General features: G+C 61.9%; 17 protein-coding genes. 4 read left to right on the top strand and 13 right to left on the bottom strand.

Features of this window, described 5'->3' with window-relative positions; genetic code table 11:
• The first annotated feature begins 48 nt into the window (after positions 1-48).
• The gene (gene creD / locus SC318_RS24470) at positions 49-1,422 is read left to right on the top strand and encodes a cell envelope integrity protein CreD (protein ID WP_320428775.1); all 1,374 of its coding nucleotides are present in this window, start codon (positions 49-51) and stop codon (positions 1,420-1,422) included.
• Between the two features lie 174 nt (positions 1,423-1,596).
• On the opposite strand, the gene SC318_RS24465 is transcribed toward creD, so the two are convergent.
• From SC318_RS24465 to SC318_RS24430, 8 genes are all read right to left on the bottom strand, one after another.
• Positions 1,597-2,226, bottom strand: a complete 630-nt coding sequence (locus SC318_RS24465; protein WP_320428774.1) for a glutathione S-transferase N-terminal domain-containing protein — start codon at positions 2,224-2,226, stop codon at positions 1,597-1,599.
• Positions 2,227-2,389: 163 nt separating this feature from the next.
• Positions 2,390-2,572, bottom strand: a complete 183-nt coding sequence (locus SC318_RS24460) for a hypothetical protein (RefSeq protein WP_320428773.1) — start codon at positions 2,570-2,572, stop codon at positions 2,390-2,392.
• The gene (locus SC318_RS24455; protein ID WP_320428772.1) at positions 2,569-3,672 is read right to left on the bottom strand and encodes a PepSY-associated TM helix domain-containing protein; all 1,104 of its coding nucleotides are present in this window, start codon (positions 3,670-3,672) and stop codon (positions 2,569-2,571) included. The genes SC318_RS24460 and SC318_RS24455 overlap by 4 nt, the downstream gene beginning before the upstream one ends.
• A 64-nt stretch (positions 3,673-3,736) precedes the next feature.
• Entirely contained in the window at positions 3,737-6,166 is a 2,430-nt protein-coding gene (locus SC318_RS24450; RefSeq protein ID WP_320428771.1) for a TonB-dependent siderophore receptor, read from the bottom strand.
• A gap of 203 nt (positions 6,167-6,369) precedes the next feature.
• A complete protein-coding gene (locus SC318_RS24445) occupies positions 6,370-7,338 on the bottom strand; it encodes a FecR domain-containing protein (RefSeq protein ID WP_320428770.1) in 969 nt (322 codons plus the stop codon).
• A complete protein-coding gene (locus SC318_RS24440; RefSeq protein ID WP_320428769.1) occupies positions 7,335-7,853 on the bottom strand; it encodes an RNA polymerase sigma factor in 519 nt (172 codons plus the stop codon). The genes SC318_RS24445 and SC318_RS24440 overlap by 4 nt, the downstream gene beginning before the upstream one ends.
• Before the next feature lie 205 nt (positions 7,854-8,058).
• Positions 8,059-8,766 carry a 3'-5' exonuclease gene (locus SC318_RS24435; RefSeq protein WP_320428768.1) on the bottom strand — a complete coding sequence of 236 codons (708 nt, stop codon included), beginning with the start codon at positions 8,764-8,766 and terminating at the stop codon, positions 8,059-8,061.
• Positions 8,763-10,685, bottom strand: coding sequence for a DUF294 nucleotidyltransferase-like domain-containing protein (locus SC318_RS24430; protein WP_320428767.1), 1,923 nt, complete (start codon positions 10,683-10,685; stop codon positions 8,763-8,765). The genes SC318_RS24435 and SC318_RS24430 overlap by 4 nt, the downstream gene beginning before the upstream one ends.
• A gap of 246 nt (positions 10,686-10,931) precedes the next feature.
• On the opposite strand from SC318_RS24430, the gene SC318_RS24425 reads away from it, so the two are divergent.
• Entirely contained in the window at positions 10,932-11,378 is a 447-nt protein-coding gene (locus SC318_RS24425; protein ID WP_320428766.1) for a response regulator, read from the top strand.
• 134 nt (positions 11,379-11,512) lie between these two features.
• The gene (locus SC318_RS24420) at positions 11,513-11,968 is read left to right on the top strand and encodes a hypothetical protein (RefSeq protein WP_320428765.1); all 456 of its coding nucleotides are present in this window, start codon (positions 11,513-11,515) and stop codon (positions 11,966-11,968) included.
• Between the two features lie 46 nt (positions 11,969-12,014).
• Here SC318_RS24420 and SC318_RS24415 read toward each other — a convergent pair whose 3' ends face one another.
• A complete protein-coding gene (locus SC318_RS24415) occupies positions 12,015-14,192 on the bottom strand; it encodes a malate synthase G (RefSeq protein ID WP_320428764.1) in 2,178 nt (725 codons plus the stop codon).
• A 267-nt stretch (positions 14,193-14,459) separates the two neighbouring features.
• Here SC318_RS24415 and SC318_RS24410 point away from each other — a divergent pair, with 267 nt between their 5' ends.
• Complete coding sequence (locus tag SC318_RS24410) at positions 14,460-14,972, top strand: glycine cleavage system transcriptional repressor (RefSeq protein ID WP_320428763.1); 513 nt, start codon at positions 14,460-14,462, stop codon at positions 14,970-14,972.
• Between the two features lie 222 nt (positions 14,973-15,194).
• On the opposite strand, the gene rarD is transcribed toward SC318_RS24410, so the two are convergent.
• The 4 genes from rarD to SC318_RS24390 all read right to left on the bottom strand — a co-directional run bounded on the left by rarD (position 15,195) and on the right by SC318_RS24390 (position 20,168).
• The gene (gene rarD, locus SC318_RS24405; RefSeq protein WP_320428762.1) at positions 15,195-16,079 is read right to left on the bottom strand and encodes an EamA family transporter RarD; all 885 of its coding nucleotides are present in this window, start codon (positions 16,077-16,079) and stop codon (positions 15,195-15,197) included.
• Between the two features lie 193 nt (positions 16,080-16,272).
• Positions 16,273-17,247: an SrkA family protein kinase gene (locus SC318_RS24400; RefSeq protein ID WP_306490618.1), complete on the bottom strand. Its 975-nt coding sequence runs from the start codon at positions 17,245-17,247 to the stop codon at positions 16,273-16,275.
• Between the two features lie 178 nt (positions 17,248-17,425).
• On the bottom strand, positions 17,426-19,324 hold the full coding sequence (locus SC318_RS24395; RefSeq protein WP_320428761.1) for a PhoX family protein: 1,899 nt from the start codon (positions 19,322-19,324) through the stop codon (positions 17,426-17,428).
• A 79-nt stretch (positions 19,325-19,403) separates the two neighbouring features.
• Positions 19,404-20,168 (bottom strand): molybdenum-dependent transcriptional regulator ModE, encoded by a 765-nt coding sequence (locus SC318_RS24390; RefSeq protein WP_320428760.1) that lies wholly within the window; start codon positions 20,166-20,168, stop codon positions 19,404-19,406.
• Positions 20,169-20,199: the final 31 nt, after the last annotated feature.

Raw genomic sequence — 20,199 nt, 5'->3', positions numbered from 1 at the left:
CCCCACACAGGCTGCCCAGACTCTCCTCATCAAAACAGGGAGAGCCCCATGAACCGCAGCCTGCTTTTCAAACTTGGCGCGATTGCGCTACTGATCCTGCTGTTGCTGATTCCGTTGCTGATGATCAACGGCATCATCAGCGACCGCCAACAACTGCGCGACGGCGTATTGATGGACATCGCCCGCAGCTCGAGCTTTGCCCAACGCCTCACCGGGCCGGTGATGGTGGTGCCTTATCGCAAGACGGTGCGCGAGTGGAAGCTCAATGAAAAACTCAACAAACGCTACGAAGAAACCCGTGAGGAGCGTGGCCGCTTGTATTTCCTGCCGGAGCATTTCGCGCTCGACGGCCAGGTGCAGACCGAACTGCGCGCACGGGGCATCTACCAGGCGCGGTTGTTCCATGCCGACAACCGCATCAGCGGGCGCTTCCAGTTGCCTGCCCAACTGGGCATCACGGAGAACTTCGCCGACTACCGTTTTGAGCCGGCATTTCTGGCGGTGGGCATCAGCGATATACGCGGCATCGAAAATGCGCTGAAGCTGGAGCTGGGCGAGCAGCGCCTGGAATTTTCGCCGGGCTCCCAAGTGGACTGGCTGGGGGAAGGGGTGCATGTGATGCTGCCCGATCAGGACAGCAAGAAACCCGTCGCCCTGGACTTCGCCTTCGACCTGCGTCTGCAGGGCACCGAACAACTGCAGGTGGTGCCAGTGGGCAAGACCAGCCAGGTATCACTGGCCTCCAACTGGCCGCACCCCAGCTTTATCGGCAACTTCCTGCCGGCGCAGCGCGACGTCACCGACAAGGGTTTTACCGCTCACTGGCAGACCTCGTTTTTCTCCACCAACCTGGAACAGGCCCTGCAAACCTGCCTGGACCGCCAAGGCTGTGATGACTTCAACAACCGCAGCTTCGGCGTGAACTTCATCGACCCGGTGGACCAGTACCTCAAAAGCGACCGCGCGATCAAATACGCGCTGCTGTTCATCGCCCTGACCTTTGCCGGCTTCTTCCTGTTCGAAGTGCTCAAGAACCTGGCGGTGCACCCCATCCAGTATGCGTTGGTGGGCGTTGCGCTGGCGTTTTTCTACCTGTTGCTGTTGTCGCTATCCGAGCATCTGGGCTTTGCCATGGCTTACCTGATATCGGCCAGTGCCTGCGTCGTGTTGATCGGTTTCTACGTGTGCCATGTGCTGCGCAGCGTGGCCCATGGCCTGGGATTTTCGGTGGGATTGGCGGCGTTGTATGGCTTGTTGTACGGGCTGCTGAGTGCCGAGGATTATGCGTTGCTGATGGGCTCGTTGCTGCTGTTCGGCCTGCTGGGCACGGTGATGGTGCTGACGCGCAAACTGGACTGGTATGGCGTGGGCAAGCGCAAGGCAGTGGAGCCGTTGCAGTTCGACCTGGAGGCGGTGCAATGATTGGCTTGCGCGAGGATCAGCAGATGAAGGTAAGGCTGGTCAACTTCCTCAACCACACCGCGGCTCAATGTGGGAGGGGGCTTGCCCCCGATAGCGGTGGTTCAGAGAAAGATGAGCTCAATGACACACCGCAATCGGGGGCAAGCCCCCTCCCACATTGGGTGTGCGTGAACATCAGGCGGGGGGCTGGGTCTGCAGCATCGAAGGCCGCTGGCTGATCTCGGCGTACCAGTCGGCAAGCTTGGGGTTATCCGTGCGCCATTGCAGGTCGGGGTGGCGGAAGTCGAGGTAGCCCAGGGCACAGGCCACGCTGATCGCGGCGATGTCGAAGTGGCTGGCCAGTTCGGCGATGGCCTCGGCCTCCAGCTCAGCCAGTGCGCGACGTATCTTGTTGCGCTGCTCGTCCAGCCACTGGTCCCAGTGTTTCTCCACCGGGCGCATCGCGGTCTCGTAGCGCACCAGCACGGCGGCATCCATGATCCCGTCGGCCATCGAGGCCAGGGTCAGGCGGCGCCAGCGCGCCGAGCCGTCGCGGGGGATCAGCGGGTTGCCGACGTGCTGGTGGTCGAGGTAGTCGAGGATCACTCGGCTGTCATGCAGCACCGAGTCGTCGGCCAGGCGCAGGGCCGGGATCTTGCCGACCGGGTTGCCTTGCACCACATGCGCGTCCGGGTTGACCGGGGTGGGCATGCAGGCGTGCAGGGCGACACGGTCCTGTTGACCGGTCTCGATCAGCAGCACGCGGACTTTGCGCACGAACGGCGAAGCGGGGTTGTGGAACAAGGTCATGCTGGGCGCAGACATGGGCATTCCTCAAGATGGGGTGTGGCTAGACTAGAGGCTTGTGCCGTGGCTGGCGAGGGGGATTTTTGCAGGCTTTGATGGCCTCATCGGGGGCAAGCCCCCTCCCACAGTTGAACTGTGAACGCCGTTAAATGTGGGAGGGGGCTTGCCCCCGATAGCGCCCTCAGCCACGCCGCTGGAACAACGCCCATGCACCAATGCCAGCAGGAACGCCTAACCCCACCCAACTCAACGCATCCCACCACCCATCCCCCAGCAACGCCGCAAACAACCCGGCGGCGCTGAGCAGGCCGATCCCCAGCGGAATGCCAAACACCTTCCAGAAACTCGACTGCCTGGGCTTCATGCCTTGCCCGCCTTGCGCCGCACGATCCACAGGTAGATCCCGCTGACCAGCACGATGATGGTCAGCACATCCAGCGCCGCCCAGAGGATCTTCATCGGCATGCCGCCGTAGTCACCAAAGTGCAGCGGCTGGGACATGCCCATGGCGTCCATGTACCAGGGCCGTTCGGCGATGGCGGTCACGGCCAGGGTGCGGGCGTCTATCAATACCGGCGTGAGCAGGTGGGAGGTGAGGTGGGTGCTGCCCTTCATGAACACGGCGTAATGATGTTCGCTGGAGAAGCGCGTGCCGGGGAAGGCAATGAAGTCTGGCTCCATGCCCGGCGCGGCCTGGGCGGCAATGCTCAGCAGCTCGGTTGCCGGCGCGCGCTGGGTCAGCGGCGGGGCGTTTTTATAGGGTTCGATCATGGCGCTCAAGGCGTCCTGGCGCCAGGCGGCGATGATCAGGTCGGCACAGGCGCTGATCACTCCGGTCACGCCCACCACCAATGCCCAGGTCAGGGTGACCACGCCGATCAGGTTGTGCAGGTCGAGCCAGCGCAGGCGCGTGGATTTGTCCTGGCGGACGGTGGCGAATTTCAAGCGGCGCATGAACGGCAGGTACAGCACCGTGCCCGAGACAATCGCCAGCACGAACAACAGGCCCATGAACGCGAGCAACAGCTTGCCGGGCAGCCCGGCGAACATGTCCACGTGCAGGCGCAGCAGGAACAGGGTCAGCCCGCCATTGGCCGACGGCATCTCCACCGTTTCACCGGTGCGGGCATCGAGCATGAAGGTATGCGACGAATTCGGCTCGGTGCCGGCCGTGGCGGCCATGATCGCGATCACGCCATTCTTGTCTTCCTCGTCCCAGGCCAGGTACTGCATGGCCTCGCCCGGGCGATGGGCCTGGGCCTTGGCCACCAGTTGCTCCAGGTTGAGCTGCGGCGTATCGGCGGGCATCTGCTTGAGCTCGGGTTCGTTGCCCAGCAGATGGTCGATCTCGTGATGAAACACCAACGGCAAGCCGGTGAGGGCGAGCATCAGCAGGAATACGGTGCAGATCAGGCTGGTCCAGGTGTGGATGAAGGACCAGCGGCGGATGGTTTTGCTTTTCATTTTTCTAGCCTTCAGACACACCAAAGCCGCCCTTTCAGGACGGCCTGGTTGTTAACTCAGCCGATCACCACTGGTAGGTGGCGCTGGCGACGACGCTGCGTTGGTCGCCGAAGTAGCAGTAGGAACCATCACAGGTGGAAATGTAGTCCTTGTTGAACAGGTTGGTCGCGTTCACCTTCACCGATGCGCCCTTGAGGCTGTTGTCCAGGCGGCCGAGGTCATAGTGCACGGCGCCGTCGAAGACGGTGTAGGCGTCGGCTTTGCCCGACCAGGTGTTGGCCTGGTCGCCATAGGTATTGCCGGTGTAGCGGGCGCCAAAGCCGATGCCGAAGCCATCGAGTGCCCCGCTGTGCCAGGTGTAGTCAGTCCACAGCGAGGCTTGCTGGTTTGGCATCAGTTGCAGGCGGTTGCCTTTGAAGTCGCCCTTTTGCACTTCGGATTTGGCCAGGGTATACGCCGCGATTACCTTGAGGTTTTCGGTCACGTCAGAGATGGCTTCCAGCTCCAGGCCTTTTACCTTTACTTCGCCGGTCTGGTCGGTGAGTGACACGCCACCGGACTGAAAGCTGGTGACCAGCACGTTTTTCTGGGTGAGGTCATACACCGCCGCACTCAGCAGCGTGTTCGAGCCCGGCGGCTGGTACTTGACCCCCAACTCCCACTGCTTACCCTCGGTAGGCTTATACGACTCTGTCGGGGAGACGCTGGCATTGCTCGCCGGTTGGAATGATTCGGCGTAGGAGATATAGGGTACGAAGCCCGAGTCGAACACATAGCTCAGCGCCGCGTTGCCACTGAAGTTCTTGCTACGGTCGGTGTTGGTCGCGTCATTCTTGTTGAAGTACGTGGTGCCTTGGTGCACCCAGTCTTCACGACCGCCCAGGGTCAGGCGCCAGTTGTCGAGGGCCATCTGGTCCTGGACGTACAGCCCCGTCTGCACGGTTTTCTGGTTGTAGTCATAGAACGCCGTGGAGCGCGGTGGTCGCACGACCGGCTGGGTATTGATCGGGTTGAAGATGTTGACTGTTCCGGCGAGGCCAAAAATGGACAGGTATGAGGTATCGGTGCGCTGGTGATCCAGGCCCAGCAGTAATGTGTGGGTGATATCGCCGGTAGAGAAGTCCGCCTGGAAATTGTTATCCACCGCGAACTGGCTGATGTCCTCGTTCACGTTGGTCGATGAGCGGCTGATATTGCCGGCAGCGTCCGCTGGCGAGTAGGCGAACGAGCCCACGGTCAATTGCTGGAAAGCCAGTTCCGACTTGGTGTAGCGCAAGTTCTGCTTGAACTGCCAGGTGTCATTGAAACGGTGTTCGAAGGCATAACCCAGCGCGTAGTAGGTTCGGTCGTAGAACTCGTAATCCGGATCGCCCAGGTTTTTATGATGGGAAATGTCACCCAATGGCGATTTGATCTTGGTGCCCTGAATCGGCAGGAACTGGCTGGTAGCGCCGGTATCGTCGCGAGTGAACTGCGACAGGAACGTCAGCTTGGTATCTGTATCGATATTCCAGGTCAGGCTCGGCGCGATGTTGTAGCGCTTGTTGTCGATATGATCGACCTGCGTACCGGCATCGCGCACCACGCCGCTGAGGCCATAGAGAAACTGGCCTTCGTCATCGATCTTGCCGGTGCTGGCGAAGTTGATCTGGCGGTAGTTGTCACTGCCGTATTGCACCTGAATGGCGCTGCTCGATTCCGCGCTGGGACGGCGGCTGACCATGTCCAGCAAGCCGCCAGGCGGGGTCTGGCCGTAGACCGACGAGGCCGGGCCGCGCAGCAGGGCGAGGCGGTCCAGGTTCCAGGTTTCGGCTTTCGGGTTGGCGTACACGCCACGTGGCAGCGGCAGGCCGTCGAGGAACTGGGTGGGTTCGAACCCACGCACACGCATCCAGTCGTAGCGAGTGTCACTGCCGTAGCTGGCGGACACAATCCCCGGCATGTATTTGACGGCGTCGTCGAGGTTCTGCACGTTGCGATCCTGCATTTGCTCGCGAGTCGCCACGGAGATGGAGCGCGGCGCTTCGACCAGGGCCGTGTCGGTCTTGGTGCCGGCAGCGGTGCGTTTGGCCAGATAACCTTCTGCCGGCCCCCAAGCACTCTCATAACTACCCTGACCAATAATGCTGGTCTCCGGCAACGCCACAACCCCCTCCGGCACCGCCACCAGCGTGAACGTCCCCGCGCTGCTCTGCTCCAACTGCAACCCCGTCCCACGCAATGCCTCACGCAGCGCACCTTGCGCATCGAACTGGCCCTTGACCGGTGCCGAGGTTTTACCCGAGGCGAGCGCCGGGTTGAGGGTCAGGGCGAGGCCGGCCTGGCTGGCGATCTGGTTCAGGGTGCTGGCCAGTGGCGCGGGCGCCAGGTTGTAGGCGCGCACGCTGGACGCCTGCTCGGCGGCGATCAGTGTGGGGCTGACCAGCGGTGCGCCGAGGGCAATCGCCACGGCTAACAGGCTGGGGCGCAACAGAGTGTCTAGCGTGCGGGACATGGGCGGCTCCTGAATGGAAATATTTCTCAATTGCCTAGGTGCCGGACGAGAATCGAAAAGTGATAGGGCGGGGTGTAAATATTTTTTTTGGTGTTCTTCAGGGCCTCATCGGGGGCAAGCCCCCTCCCACAGTTGAACTGTGAACGCTGTTAAATGTGGGAGGGGGCTTGCCCCCGATAGCGATCGCCCAGGCACCTCAAACCCTAAGGCTTACCCTTGACCGTCACCCACCACGGCGTGTGCTGCTCGATCTGCACCGGCAGTGTCGGCAGCAACGCGTTGAGCGCCAGGGTGGTGTCGTGCAGCGGGAAGCTGCCGGTGATGCGCAGATCGGCCACGTTGCTGTCCACACTCAGATAGCCGCTGCGATAACGGCCGAGCTCAGCCACCACATCGCCCAGGCGGGCGTTGTCGACGACCAGCATGCCGCGGGTCCAGGCGTCGCTGGCCGCAGGCACGGCGAGCACCGGGCCCAGGCCGTCGCTGCGCATCAGCACCTGCTGGCCCTGCTTGAAAACCTGTTCCTGATGCAGCGCCTGGGGCTGAGCAGCCACGGCCGATTGCAGCACGCTCAGGCGCGTGGCGTCGTCTTCGCGCCTGACGATAAACCGCGTACCCAGCGCCCGCAGGTTGCCGTCGCGGGTCTGTACCGAGAACGGCCGCGCATCGTTGTGGCCGGTTTCGACGAGGATTTCGCCTTCCTGCAACACAATCAACCGACGCTTGTCGTCGAAGCGCACGTCGATGGCGCTGTGGGTGTTGAGGTTGATCCGGGTGCCGTCCGCCAGCTCGATTGTGCGCTGCTCGCCGGTGGCGGTGCGCTGGTCGGCCAGCCAATAGTGGATCGGCACATAGCGCTCACCGGCAAACAAGGCCAGGCCGCACACCAGCGCGATACTCGCCAGGCCACGGCCGAGCTTGCGTACACGCTGGCGAACGCTGTTGCGCGACTGCAGCAATGCTGCCCGCGCAGGGCCAGAGGCGACACTGAAACGCTGATCGAGCATGCCCAACTGGCGCCAGGCGCGGGCGTGTTCTTCATCGCTGGCCAGCCACTTGGCGAACTCTTCCTGTGCCACCAGGCTGCGGTCGCCGGCGTCGAGGGACAGCTGCCAGGCAATCGCGGCGTCCAGCACGCGGGCCGACACCGGTTTGGAACTGATCGCGGTCACGACGGCTCGCCATACAGCGCGATGTAGCACTGACGTATGCCCTGAGCCAGGTATTGGCGCACGCGCGGCACCGACACACCCAGGCGCTGGGCGATTTCTGCATGGCCCAGGCCGTCGAGGCGGTTATAGAGGAACGCGGCGCGGGCTTTGCTCGACAGGGTGCCGAGCAGGCGGTCGATGGCCTTGAGGTCTTCAATGATCAGTTGCTGTTCTTCGGGCGAGGGGTGTTCGCTTTCCGGGATCAGCATCAATTCGGTGAGGTAGGCCTGTTCCAGCGCGGCGCGGCGGAAGTAGTCGAACAGCAAGCCCTTGGCGACGGCCACCAGAAAGGCACGCGGCTCGCGGGGTTCGCGCAGCCCGTCACGGCCCAGCAGGCGCATGAAAGTGTCCTGGCTCAAGTCTTCGGCGCGGCTTGGGCAGGCTACGTTGCGCCGCAGCCAGGCCAGCAGCCAGCCACGATGGTCGCGATACAACGCGCCAACAAGCTCACTGTGTGGGGTCTGGACCGACGACAAGGCATCACCGAATAAAGTTTAAACTAACGAGAATTATTCGCGATTGTGTCAGAGGCGTGATGTACGCGCAATTGGCGTCTGTCGGGCGACCGCCCCGCGATCACCGCCCGATCGTTCCCACGCTCCGCGTGGGAATGCAGCCCCGGACGCTCCGCGTCCCCTGGAAAGGCCGCGTGGGAATGCAGCCCCGGTCCCTTCGCGTCCCCTAGAACGACGGCGTGTGCCTACGCCGCCGCCATTGGCTCAAGCGCTCTTGCAGCGCCTGGGGTGTGTCGATGTGTTGCTGGCGCGCCCGGCTGAACAGGATCAGCATCAGTTCCGCCGTCGCCAGTGCATCGGCGCTGGCGTGGTGGCGTTCGCCCACCTGCAGCTTGAAATGGTTGATCCAGTCATCCAGGCCGGCCTCACGGATGTTCGCCTCGGGGCATAACAGCGGGGCGATATCGGCCACGTCCAGAAACACATGGGCCAGCCGGTAACCCAGGCTGTCCTTGAGCGCCCGGCACAGCATGTGTTGATCGAACGGTGCATGGAAGGCCAGCAACGGGCTGTCGCCGACGAACTCCATGAAATCCAGCAACGCGTCCACCGGGTCGCTGCCCGCCGCGATTGCGCTGGGGCCGAGGCCGTGGATCAACACGCTGGGGCTGAGTTTGGTGGCGGTGCGCTGCAGGGTGCGTTCGAACATCTGCGAGAAATCCACCGCGCCGTCTTCGATCACCACGGCGCCGATGGACAGCACCTGGTCACGGTTGAGGTGCAGGCCGCTGGTTTCCAGGTCGACCACCACCCAGCGCTGGCTGCGCAACGGGATATTGCCCAGCACTGCGGGCGCGCGCAGTTGGGCCAGGCGTTGCTGCTGCGCCGCGTCGAGCCTGGGTTTTTTCGCGTGCAGCCAACCGAACAGACTCACAGCTGATACCGCAAGCTCAGGCTGCTTTGCAGGCGCTGGGCCTGACGCAGGGATTCGCGCAGGATGCGACGGTCCAGGTGGTTGAGGCTGTCGGGATCGACGCGGTTGGAATACGGCAGGTTTTCCCGCGTCTGCACCTGATGCTGCTGCATGCGGGTTTGCTGGATGAAGTGATAGGCCTCTTCATAGGCGGCACCGTCCAGCGGCTCGATCACTTCCTTGGCGACCAGTTGGCGCAGCCGCTCCAGGGTATTGTTGGCGTGCACGTTGTTGGCCAGGGCGAGCAGGCGCGCCCCGTCCACAAACGGCGTGAGGCCCTGCACCTTGAGGTCCAGGGTGGCCTTTTCACCGCTTTTGCGCGTCAGCACGAACTCGCGAAAGCGCCCCACAGGCGGGCGCTGGCGCAGGGCATTCTCGGCCAGCATGCGTTGGAACAAGCGATTGTCCGCCACCTGATCGAGAATGCCTTGGCGCAACTGCTCGCAACCTTGTTCGTCGCCCCACACCACCCGCAAATCGAAATAGATGCTCGAACCCAGCAGGTTCTCCGGCGTGGCTTCGCGGATGAAAGCGGCAAACCGCCGGGACCACTCGGCCCGCGACAGGCACAGTTGCGGGTTCCCGGCCATGATATTGCCCTTGCACAGGCTGAAGCCGCACAGCGCCAGGCTCTGGTTGATCTGTTGCGCCAGGGGCAGCAGGCGCTCGCGAATCTCGGCGGCTTCAACTGCGTCGCGGGCTTCGAACAGGATGCCGTTGTCCTGGTCGGTGTACAGCGTCTGTTCACGACGGCCTTCGCTGCCAAAGCACAGCCAACTGAAGGGCACGCCGGGGTCGCCTTTTTCCGCCAGGGTCAGCTCGATTACGCGGCACACGGTGTGATCGTTCAGCAAGGTAATAATGTGGGTGATCTGGGTAGACGAAGCACCGTGGGCCAGCATGCGTTCGACCAGTTGGCCGATTTCGCCGCGGATCGCCACCAGCTGTTCCACCCTGGACGCGTTGCGGATGGTGCGCGCCAGGTGCACCAGGTCGACACGTTGCAGGGAAAACAGATCGCGCTCCGAGACCACGCCGCACAGGCGCTGGTCCTTGACCAGGCACACATGGGCGATATGTCGCTCGGTCATGGCAATCGCCGCGTCGAACGCGCTGTGGTCCGGGGTCAGGAAGAACGGCGCCTGGGTCATGTGGCGGTCAATGCCCTGGTTGAAATCACTGGTGCCATCGGCCACCACCTGGCGCAGGTCGCGCAAGGTGAAGATGCCCAGCGGCGCCTTGTGCTCATCGACAATCACAATGCTGCCGACCTGCTGCTCATGCATCAGCGTCACCGCTTCGCGCAGCGCCGTGTCGGGGCTGCAGGTGACCGGATGGCGCATGGCCAGTTCGCCCAGGCGCGTATTCAAGGAGTACTGGGTGCCGAGGGTTTCCACGGCTTTTTGCTGCACTTGCTGGTTGACCTGGTCGAGCAGGCTGCTGACACCGCGCAAGGCGAAATCACGAAACGGGCTGGAAAGGGCGAACAGCTTGATGAACGCCATCTTGTTCAGTTGCAGGCAGAAGGTGTCTTCGCAAGCTTTATGCTCGGTGCGGGTGGCGCGCTCACCGAGCAAGGCGGCGAGGGGGAAGCACTCGCCGGTGGTGATTTCGAACGTGGTATCCGTGGAGTCCGGCCGCTCGCCGACCACGCGGCCCTGCTTGACAATATAGAAATGCTCGACCGGCCCGCCCGACGGTTTGAGGATGCTGTCGCCGGGGCCGTAGAAGCGCAGTTGGCACTGTTCCACCAGAAACGCCAGGTGCGCGTTTTCCATCTGGTTGAACGGCGGGAAGCGTTGCAGGAATTGCAGGGTGCCGTGGATGTTCTGCAACACGGCGGTTTTACCCGCCTGCGTGAAAGCATCAGCTTTACTCATAACAGTGACCGCAGGTTTTTTGTCGTTATCGTGCTGCATGGTCGACTCCTGCACCGCGGGTGCCCATTGGACGTAAGTCTAGGTTGGTGAGACCTGAGCAAAACTAGGGAAAAACCTTACATGACTATCGTCCAAAACCCGTAGAACACCCACTAGGCAAACTTTCCGACGAAGTGCACATTGTTCGCCCTCCAGCAGATGTCTGACGAGTGTGCTGGGAGATTGAAGAGAATTGTTGAGAAACGTATGTCCGACCACGATATTTTGAGTGATGCCGAGCGCGAGGCGCTGAGCGCCGTGATGCTGGAGCCTGATTTACCGCCCCAACGCGTATTGATCGTGGATGACGACAAGGACGCGCGTGAACTGCTGGCGGAAATCCTGGGGCTGGACGGCATTCGCTGCATGACCGCCGACAGTGGTGAGGCGGCGTGGGACTTGTTGAAATCGAGCAGCTCCATCGGTTTGTTGATCACCGACCTGCGCATGGCACCGAGTAACGGCCTGGAGTTGATCAGCAAGGTGCGCCAGTCCACGCGTGCGGCACTGCCGATCATCATTATGTCGGGGGATGCGGAAGCACCGGATGTGATTGATGCCATGCACTTGAGCGTGGTGGATTTTCTGCTCAAGCCGATCGATAGCGCGAAGCTGGCGAAGTTGGTGAAGCGGGAGTTGGGGATGGTGCCTTAGGTCATTCCATTGGTCGGGTTTCGCGAAGAACTGTCAATTGTGACAGTAGCGAGCGTCGATGCGATGCCTGTTTACTGGTTGAGAAGGTACCGGCCGGTGGCCTGGGTTCCATCAACCGCAAACAGGAGTTCATCATGAACATTAATGGAATCGATGAGAAACAATTGGCAGAGGCTAAAGCCCTGACTGCTGGAGAAGGGGATATCAAGGTTACTGAGGATGGGCACACTCATGAATTCAAACCGACGAGTGTGTTTGGATACCTATCCTGGAGTGCACTAGACGGAGAATGGATTGGTGATGAGGCACCCGAAAGTATCCGTATCCAGTATGGAAGTGACTTAGCCGCTGGCCCTCACCAACGTGAACATCCGGATCTATACATCACCTACCGTGATCCTAACGGCCATGAGTTCTGGCAATCCAGTGTTGTGTCGGGTCGCCTTACGGTACTCGTCGACCGCCCCCCGTTCAGCCCAGATTTTCAGCATGTGGGGAGGTTGGAAGACGTAAGGTTTGAATCGGGAGGCCGTTCCGTGACGCTCAATGGTAGCTATAAGGTGACGTCCTATGACTTTAAGCCTGTTTGATGAATGAGAAAAAAAGCCCCGATCTCTCGATCAGGGCTTTCTTCATTTACAGGCCGTTCTTAGCCTTGAACTCCCGACGCCTGCGATGCAACACCGGCTCGGTATACCCATTCGGTTGCTGGGTCCCTTCAATCACCAACTCCACCGCCGCCTGGAACGCGATGTTGCTGTCGAAATCCGGCGCCAGCGGACGGTACAGCGCGTCGCCTGCGTTCTGACGGTCTACCACCGGCGCCATGCGCTTGAGGCTTTCCATCACCTGGGCCTCGTTGACGATGCCATGGCGCAACCAGTTGGCGATGTGCTGGCTGGAGATACGCAGGGTGGCGCGGTCTTCCATCAGGCCCACATCGTTGATGTCCGGCACTTTGGAGCAGCCGACGCCCTGGTCGATCCAGCGCACCACATAGCCGAGGATGCCCTGGGCGTTGTTGTCCAGTTCGTTGCGGATTTCTTCTTCGGACCAATCGGTGTTGCTGGCCAGAGGGATGGTGAGGATGTCGTCCACCGAGGCGCGTTCGCGCTTGGCCAATTCGGCCTGGCGGGCGAACACATCGACCTTGTGGTAATGCAACGCGTGAAGCGCGGCAGCCGTGGGCGAAGGTACCCAGGCGGTATTGGCGCCGGCCAGTGGGTGGGCGATTTTCTGTTCGAGCATCGCGGCCATCAGGTCGGGCATCGCCCACATGCCTTTACCGATTTGCGCACGCCCTTGCAGGCCGGTGCTCAAGCCGATGTCGACGTTCCAGTTCTCGTAGGCGCCGATCCATTTTTCCGCTTTCATGGCCGCCTTGCGCACCATCGCGCCGGCTTCCATGGAGGTGTGGATTTCATCGCCGGTGCGGTCGAGGAAGCCGGTGTTGATAAACACCACGCGCTCGCTGGCCGCCTTGATACAGGCCTTGAGGTTGACCGTGGTGCGGCGTTCCTCGTCCATGATCCCGACTTTCAGCGTATTGCGCGGCAGGTTCAGCACGTCTTCGATGCGACCGAACAGCTCGTTGGTGAACGCTGCTTCTTCGGGGCCGTGCATTTTCGGTTTGACGATGTACACCGAACCGGTGCGGCTGTTCTTGCGCGTGCTGTTGCCGTTGAGGCTGTGGATCGCCGCCAGGCTGGTGATCAGGCCGTCGAGAATGCCTTCCGGCACTTCGTTGCCGTCTTTGTCGAGAATCGCGTCGATGGTCATCAAGTGGCCAACGTTGCGCACGAACAGCAGCGAACGGCCATGCAGGGTGACGTCGTTGCCGTCCACGCCGGTGTAGACGCGGTCGGGGTTCATGGTGCGGGTGAAGGTCTTGCCGCCCTTGGCCACTTCTTCGGCCAGGTCGCCCTTCATCAGGCCGAGCCAGTTGCGGTAGATCACCACTTTGTCGTCGGCATCAACGGCGGCCACGGAGTCTTCGCAGTCCATGATGGTGGTCAGCGCGGCTTCCATCAGCACGTCTTTGACGCCGGCGGCGTCGGTCTGGCCGACCGGGGTGCTGGCGTCGATCTGGATCTCGAAGTGCAGGCCGTTGTGCTTGAGCAGGATCGCAATCGGCTCTGCGGCGGGGCCCTGGAAGCCGATCAGTTGCGTGTCGTCACGCAGGCCGCTGTTGCTGCCGCCCTTGAGGCTGACGATCAGCGTGCCGTCGACGATCTTGTAGCCGGTGGACTCAGCGTGGCTGCCCGCACTCAGCGGCGCGGCTTCGTCGAGAAACGCACGGGCGAAGGCGATGACCTTGTCGCCGCGCACTTTGTTGTAGCCCTTGCCCTTCTCAGCGCCGTTGGCTTCGCTGATGGCGTCGGTGCCATAGAGCGCGTCATACAGCGAACCCCAGCGCGCATTCGAGGCGTTGAGGGCAAAGCGCGCATTCATCACCGGCACCACCAGTTGGGGGCCGGCCATGCGTGCGATCTCGTCATCGACGTTTTGCGTCGAGGCCTGGAAGTCTGCGGCTTCTGGCAGCAGGTATCCGATATCTTGCAGGAAGGCTTTGTAGGCCACCGGGTCGTGGGCCTGGCCGGCATGGGTCTGGTGCCAGGTATCGATCCGCGCCTGGAAATCGTCGCGTTTGGCGAGTAGGGCTTTGTTCTTCGGGGCCAGGTCGTGGATGACCTTGTCGGCACCGGCCCAGAACTGGTCGGCAGTGATGCCGGTACCGGGAATGGCTTCGTTGTTCACGAAGTCGAACAGGACTTTGGCGACCTGCAGGCCACCGACTTGAACGTGTTCAGTCATTGCTTGCCTCACTCTGCGGAGCTTATGCGCTTTTTCAGATTTTCATTATGTAGTGCACGGTTGGGCATACTACATGATGACTTGCGGTTGTGAAAATTAGACTAAATACGTCGTTTAGCGACCCACTTTGGTCGTACGGTCACAGCGGAGAACCGGATGTTCTCAAAAAACTATTGGATTGTTCCAGATAAATATAAAAATGGTACACGATTTGTTTTCGAAGACTTGCGGGTCCACCTTGTAGGTTGAATTCCAGAGGGCTTCGCCATGGACCATCTTGTACTCACAATTATCGCCGCCGACAAACCCGGCCTGGTTGAACGCATCGCGCAGAACATCGCTGCCCACGGTGGCAACTGGCTGGAAAGCCGCATGGCGCATATGGCCGGGCAATTCGCCGGGATCCTGCGCGTCAGTGTGCCGCCGCAGAGCCGTCAGGCATTGGTGGGGGCGCTGGAGGATTTATCCACACACGGCATTCGTGTGCTGGTGGGTGAGGGCAGCTCCGGGCAGGCGTCGGCCTCCAAGCCGATTGTGATGACCCTGGTGGGCAATGACCGCTCGGGTATCGTGCGTGAGATTACGGCGCTGTTGAGCAAGCAGGGCGTCAACCTGGAGCGCCTGAGCACCGAGGTGCGTCCGGCCCCGATGAGCGGTGATCCGCTGTTCAGCGCCGAGGCCTTGCTGCAGGTGCCTTCGACATTGTCCCTGGAGGCCTTGCAGGCCTCCCTGGAAACCCTGGCGGACGACCTGATGGTGGAACTGCACAACGAAGAATAACCACGCACAAGGTTATGCATGGAAATCTTGCATGGGCCTGTGGATAACCTGTAGAGACCCGACGCCAGGCCACGCCGACCGGGCCTCTTCGCCAACTGAGCAAAAAACGAGCAGTTTCAAGGGCTTGTGCACAAATGGCGGGGATCAGGTTGTGGATAACCTTGGGGTGAATCGCTGCAAGCCACAAAGGCTGTGGCTTGCAGAGGGTTGTACGTTATTTGATCAGCGTTTGCGCATGCTCAGCCAGGCGTCCAGGCTGTAGATAACCAGGCCGGCCCAGATGAAGGCGAACGCGGTCAACGTACTGGGCGCCAGGTGCTCGCCGAACAGCAGCACGGCTTCCAGCAGCACCAGGGTTGGCGCCACGTACTGCAAAAAGCCCAGTGCGGTGTAGGGCAAATGCCGTGCGGCGGCGTTGAAACACACCAGCGGAACCAGCGTGACAGGCCCTGCGGCCACCAGCCACCAGGCCTCGGAGGTGCTCCAGAAGGCCATTTGTGCACTGTGCGCTGTGGGGTTGAACAACAACCACGCGATGGCGATCGGTACCAGCATCCAGGTCTCAACCACCAGCCCCGGCAGCGCCTTGACCGGCGCCTGCTTGCGGATCAAACCATAGAAGCCAAACGTCAGCGCCAACGCCAGCGACACCCACGGCAAGCTGCCGACTTGCCACACTTGTTGCGCCACACCGGCCGCCGCCAAACCCACGGCCACCCATTGCAGACGACGCAAACGTTCGCCGAGCAGCAGCATGCCCAGCAACACATTCACCAGCGGGTTGATGTAGTAACCCAGGCTCGCTTCAAGCATGCGCCCCGTGTTGACCGACCACACGTAGGTCAGCCAATTGGCGGCGATCAGCGAGCCACTGAGGGCGAGGATCGCCAGGCGCTTTGGGTTGTCGCGTAGCTCGCGAAACCAGCCCGGGTGTTTCCATACCGTCAACAGCAAACCGCCGAACAGCGCCGACCACAGCACCCGATGCACGATGATCTCGGCGGCGGGCACGCTGGCGATGGCTTTGAAATAGAGCGGGAACAGACCCCAGATGACATAGGCACTCAGGCCCAGGATGTACCCCTTGCGAGGGTTGGCGGCGTGCATTGCAGAATCCTTGCTTAGGCAGCTAACAAAGGGCGATTGTAAGGATATTTGCCAGGCAGTGGGACCTGCCTGGCAATGAGGTCTGCTTTCTGTGGGAGGGGGCTTGCCCCCGATAGCAATGTGTCAGCTAAAGACAGGCTGACAGGTAGCCCGTCATCGGGGGCAAGCCCCCTCCCACATAAAGCACAAGCGATCAGAAGAGTTTCAGCGGTTCTTCATTGAGTGCCGACAATTGCTCACGCAACGCCAGCACCTGATCGCCCCAGTAACGCTCGCTGCCAAACCAGGGGAAGCTGTGGGGGAAAGCCGGGTCGTCCCAACGTCGCGCCAGCCAGGCGCTGTAGTGCATCAGGCGCAGGGCGCGCAGGGGTTCGATCAGGGCCAGTTCACGCGGGTCGAAGTCGTGGAACTCCTGGTAGCCGTCCATCAGTTCCGACAGTTGGCCCAGGCATTCCTGACGGTCACCGGCCAGCATCATCCACAGGTCCTGCACCGCCGGGCCCATGCGGCAGTCGTCCAGGTCGACAATGTGGAACATCTCGTCGCGGCACATCATGTTGCCGGGATGGCAGTCGCCATGCATGCGGATGTTCTTGTGCGGGGTGGCCTTGTACACCTCCTCCACGCGCTTGAGCAGGTCGCGGGCCACGGACTCGTAGGCCGGCAACAGGCTCTTGGGAATGAAGTTGCCTTCGAGCAGGGTGGTCAGGGAATCGTGGCCGAAATTCTTCACACCCAGCGCTTCGCGGTGTTCGAACGGGCGGGTGGAACCGACGGCGTGCAAACGGCCCAGCAATTGTCCGAGGCGATAGAGCTGGTCGAGGTTGCCCGGCTCCGGTGCCCGGCCGCCACGGCGTGGAAACAGGGTGAAGCGGAAACCCTGGTGTTCGAACAGGCTTTCGCCGTTGTGGATCAGCGGCGCGACTACCGGCACTTCGCATTCAGCCAGTTCGAAGGTGAAGCGGTGTTCTTCCAGGATCGCCTCGTTGGTCCAGCGCTGCGGCCGGTAGAACTTGGCGATCAGCGGTTCGGAGTCTTCGATGCCCACCTGATACACGCGGTTTTCGTAGCTGTTGAGCGCCAATATGCGGGCGTCGCTGAGAAAGCCGATGCTTTCGACGGCGTCGAGTACCAGGTCAGGGGTGAGTGTTTCAAACGGGTGGGCCATGCGAACTCCTGCGCGCAGCAGGGCGCCGCGTCCGGCCGGGTATGGTAACGCACCGGGCTTGAGATAGGTGGTGGCTGTGCCATTGTCATCGGGGGCAAGCCCCCTCCCACAGGTGGCCACGTTGTTATGACGAACACGGGACAAAAGTGGGAGGGGGCTTGCCCCCGATGGCGCGCGATCAGGCGCCGACGATGCCGCCATCATCGCGCCGAATCGCCATCACCGAAGAACGCGGCTTGCCATTGGGCAGATGCTCCGGCCAGGTCGAACCGCCGGTTTCGCCCGGATGCTGAATGCCCACGAACAGGGTTTTCTGATCCGGCGAAAAACTGATGCCGGTCACTTCACACGCCACCGGCCCGACCATGAACCGGCGAATTTCTCCCGTGGATGGGTCGGCGCAAAGCATCTGGTTATTGCCCATGCCGGCGAAGTCGCCTGCGTTGCTGTAATCGCCGTCGGTGAGAATCCACAGGCGGCCGGCCTTGTCGAAACCCAGGCCGTCCGGGCTGTTGAACATATTCTGCGGGTTGATGTTGGACGAGCCGCCCTTGGGCGAACCTGCGTGTACACCGGGGTTGCCGGCGACGACGAACAGGTCCCAGGTGAAGTCCGTGGCACCGTGGTTATCGGCGTCGGCTTTCCAGCGCAGGATCTGGCCATACACGTTCTTCTCGCGCGGGTTGGGCCCGCCCACCGGCTGGCCGTCTTCGCCACGCTTGGCGTTGTTGGTGAGGGTGCAGTAGACCTGGCCGTCGGTGGGGCTGACCACGATCCATTCCGGGCGGTCCATGCGCGTGGCTTTCACCACGCTGGCGGCCAGGCGCGCATGAATCAGCACCTCGGCCTGGCTGGCAAAGCCGCTGCTGGCATCGATACCGTTTTTGCCATGGGTGAGCTCCACCCACTGGCCTTTGCCCTTGGAATGATCGGCATCGCCATTGCCCGCGTCGAAGATCGCGACGTACAAGGTACCGTGATCAAGCAGATCCTTGTTGGCCTTCGGGTTGTTGTGGTCAATCGGATCGCGGCTGATGAACTTGTAGATGAACTCGCCGCGCTCGTCATCGCCCATGTACACCACGGCGCGGCCGTCGCGGGTTTCTGCCAGGGCGGCGTTTTCGTGCTTGAAGCGGCCCAGGGCGGTGCGCTTGACCGGGGTGGATTGGGGGTCGAACGGATCGATTTCCACGACCCAGCCGTGTCGGTTGAGTTCGTTGGGGTTCTTGGCCATGTCGAAGCGCGGATCGTGGGTGTGCCAGTGGATGTCCTTGCTGGCGGCGACCACGCCATAGCGTTTTTGCCCGGCATCGAAGGTTTGCTGCGGGTTGCTGCTGCCGAAGCAGTCGGTGAAGTTCTCTTCGCAGGTGAGGTAAGTGCCCCACGGGGTTTTGCCGTTGGCGCAGTTCTGGAAGGTGCCCAGGGCTTTCTTGCCGGTCTTGTCGGCGCTGGTTTTCAACCAGTCGTGGCCGGCGGCCGGGCCACTCAGGCGGATCGGCGTGTTGCCGTGGATGCGCCGGTTGTAGCGTGAGTCCTGGACGAACTGCCAGGTGTCGCCCTTGCGCTGTATTTCGATAACCGAAACGCCTTCACTGGCCAGCGCCTTGCGCACGTCTTCGGCCGATTGCGGCGCGCCGCCGTGGGCGTAGAGGTAGCGGTAGTTGGTGTATTCGTTGTTGATCGCCATCAGGGCGCGGCGCTCGTCGCCAGGGAACGCAAACAGGCTCATGCCGTCATTGTTGTCGCCGAACTGCTGTTCCTGGGCCGCGGCCGTGCCGTTGCCGGAGGGGTCGAAGGCGGGTGCACGTTTGCTCAAGGGCTGGCCCCAGCTGATCAGCACCGAGGCGCTGTAGCCGGGCGGCAGGGTAAGGGTGTCGCTGGTGGCGGCGGCGATGCTGGCAAACCCCAGCAAGGGGCTGGCGGATGCGGCGTTCACGGCCAGCGCGCTGCGGCTGAGCAGGTTGCCGCCCAGGAACATCGCGGCGCCGCACAGGGCACCGGCGCCGATAAAGCGGCGACGGGTGAGGCCGACCATCTGTTCGAGGTCGGTGGCTTGGTGTTCTTCTAATAGGCTCATCTCAGGCTCCCTACGGTTTTTGCAGACACCATAAGGAGCGGGCGTGACGAAATTGTTGCAGTTTGATGGCGCGTGCCGGCTACACCGGGGTGCCGAGCAGTACATTGGCCGGGGCGAACTGCACCTGGATCGGCTGGCCTGGCGCGGCGTTGAGTGCGGCAAGCGCGGCGGGCGGCGCCAAGGCACACAGCACCTGGCCGTTGGGCAGGCCGATACGCACCTCGCTGGGGCCATCCTGGGCGTCAAGAATTGTCTCGATCACACCGCTCATGCAATTGTGTCCAAGTGTTGCGGCTTGCCCGATGGCCAGCAATTCCAACCATCCGGCCTTGATCAGCGCGACCACTTCCACGCCAGTCTCCAGCTCCAGCCGTTGCGTGCTGTCATGGGTGATCTGTGCATCCAGGTACAAGCCACCCGCCAACTCCAGGCGGACCCGATCATTACGCCCATGGCGCTCAATCGCGCTGACCCGGCCGTGCAGCTGGTTGCGTGCACTGGTGCGCAACATCAGGCGGCCCAGCAGGTTGAAGTCGCTGGCCGCCTCCTGGGTGGCGAGTACTTCGGCTTGCAGCACTTGCAGGCGTTGATAGAGGCGCAGCACGCGCTCACCTTCTGCGGTCAGCCTGGCGCCGCCACCGCCTTTGCCGCCGACGCTGCGCTCCACCAGCGGTTTTTGCGCCAGGTTGTTCAGTTCATCGATGGCGTCCCAGGCGGCCTTGTAGCTCAACCCGGCGCTTTTCGCGGCGCGGGTGATGGAACCCTGCTCGGCGATATGCCCCAGCAGGGCAATGCGCTGGGGGCGGCGGATGATGTGCTGGCTGAGCGGCGAGGGCAGGGGCATGGGAACACGCTTGGCTGGAATGAACCGACGT

The sequence above is a fragment of the Pseudomonas sp. MUP55 genome, from assembly GCF_034043515.1.
Classification (GTDB): Bacteria; Pseudomonadota; Gammaproteobacteria; order Pseudomonadales; family Pseudomonadaceae; genus Aquipseudomonas.
Note: the sequence above shows the minus strand (reverse complement) of the source record. Positions and strands in the feature narration are given on the sequence as shown.

What these genes read in the sequence shown, in the direction of transcription:
- SC318_RS24455 (WP_320428772.1), bottom strand. Translation starts at nt 3,672, where the DNA reads ATGAAAAGCAAAACCATCCGCCGCTGGTCCTTCATCCACACCTGGACC.
- SC318_RS24460 (WP_320428773.1), bottom strand. Translation starts at nt 2,572, where the DNA reads ATGAAGCCCAGGCAGTCGAGTTTCTGGAAGGTGTTTGGCATTCCGCTG.
- SC318_RS24430 (WP_320428767.1), bottom strand. Translation starts at nt 10,685, where the DNA reads ATGAGTAAAGCTGATGCTTTCACGCAGGCGGGTAAAACCGCCGTGTTG.
- SC318_RS24415 (WP_320428764.1), bottom strand. Translation starts at nt 14,192, where the DNA reads ATGACTGAACACGTTCAAGTCGGTGGCCTGCAGGTCGCCAAAGTCCTG.
- rarD (WP_320428762.1), bottom strand. Translation starts at nt 16,079, where the DNA reads ATGCACGCCGCCAACCCTCGCAAGGGGTACATCCTGGGCCTGAGTGCC.
- SC318_RS24390 (WP_320428760.1), bottom strand. Translation starts at nt 20,168, where the DNA reads ATGCCCCTGCCCTCGCCGCTCAGCCAGCACATCATCCGCCGCCCCCAG.
- SC318_RS24400 (WP_306490618.1), bottom strand. Translation starts at nt 17,247, where the DNA reads ATGGCCCACCCGTTTGAAACACTCACCCCTGACCTGGTACTCGACGCC.
- SC318_RS24410 (WP_320428763.1), top strand. Translation starts at nt 14,460, where the DNA reads ATGGACCATCTTGTACTCACAATTATCGCCGCCGACAAACCCGGCCTG.
- SC318_RS24420 (WP_320428765.1), top strand. Translation starts at nt 11,513, where the DNA reads ATGAACATTAATGGAATCGATGAGAAACAATTGGCAGAGGCTAAAGCC.
- SC318_RS24425 (WP_320428766.1), top strand. Translation starts at nt 10,932, where the DNA reads ATGTCCGACCACGATATTTTGAGTGATGCCGAGCGCGAGGCGCTGAGC.
- SC318_RS24465 (WP_320428774.1), bottom strand. Translation starts at nt 2,226, where the DNA reads ATGTCTGCGCCCAGCATGACCTTGTTCCACAACCCCGCTTCGCCGTTC.
- SC318_RS24450 (WP_320428771.1), bottom strand. Translation starts at nt 6,166, where the DNA reads ATGTCCCGCACGCTAGACACTCTGTTGCGCCCCAGCCTGTTAGCCGTG.
- creD (WP_320428775.1), top strand. Translation starts at nt 49, where the DNA reads ATGAACCGCAGCCTGCTTTTCAAACTTGGCGCGATTGCGCTACTGATC.
- SC318_RS24395 (WP_320428761.1), bottom strand. Translation starts at nt 19,324, where the DNA reads ATGAGCCTATTAGAAGAACACCAAGCCACCGACCTCGAACAGATGGTC.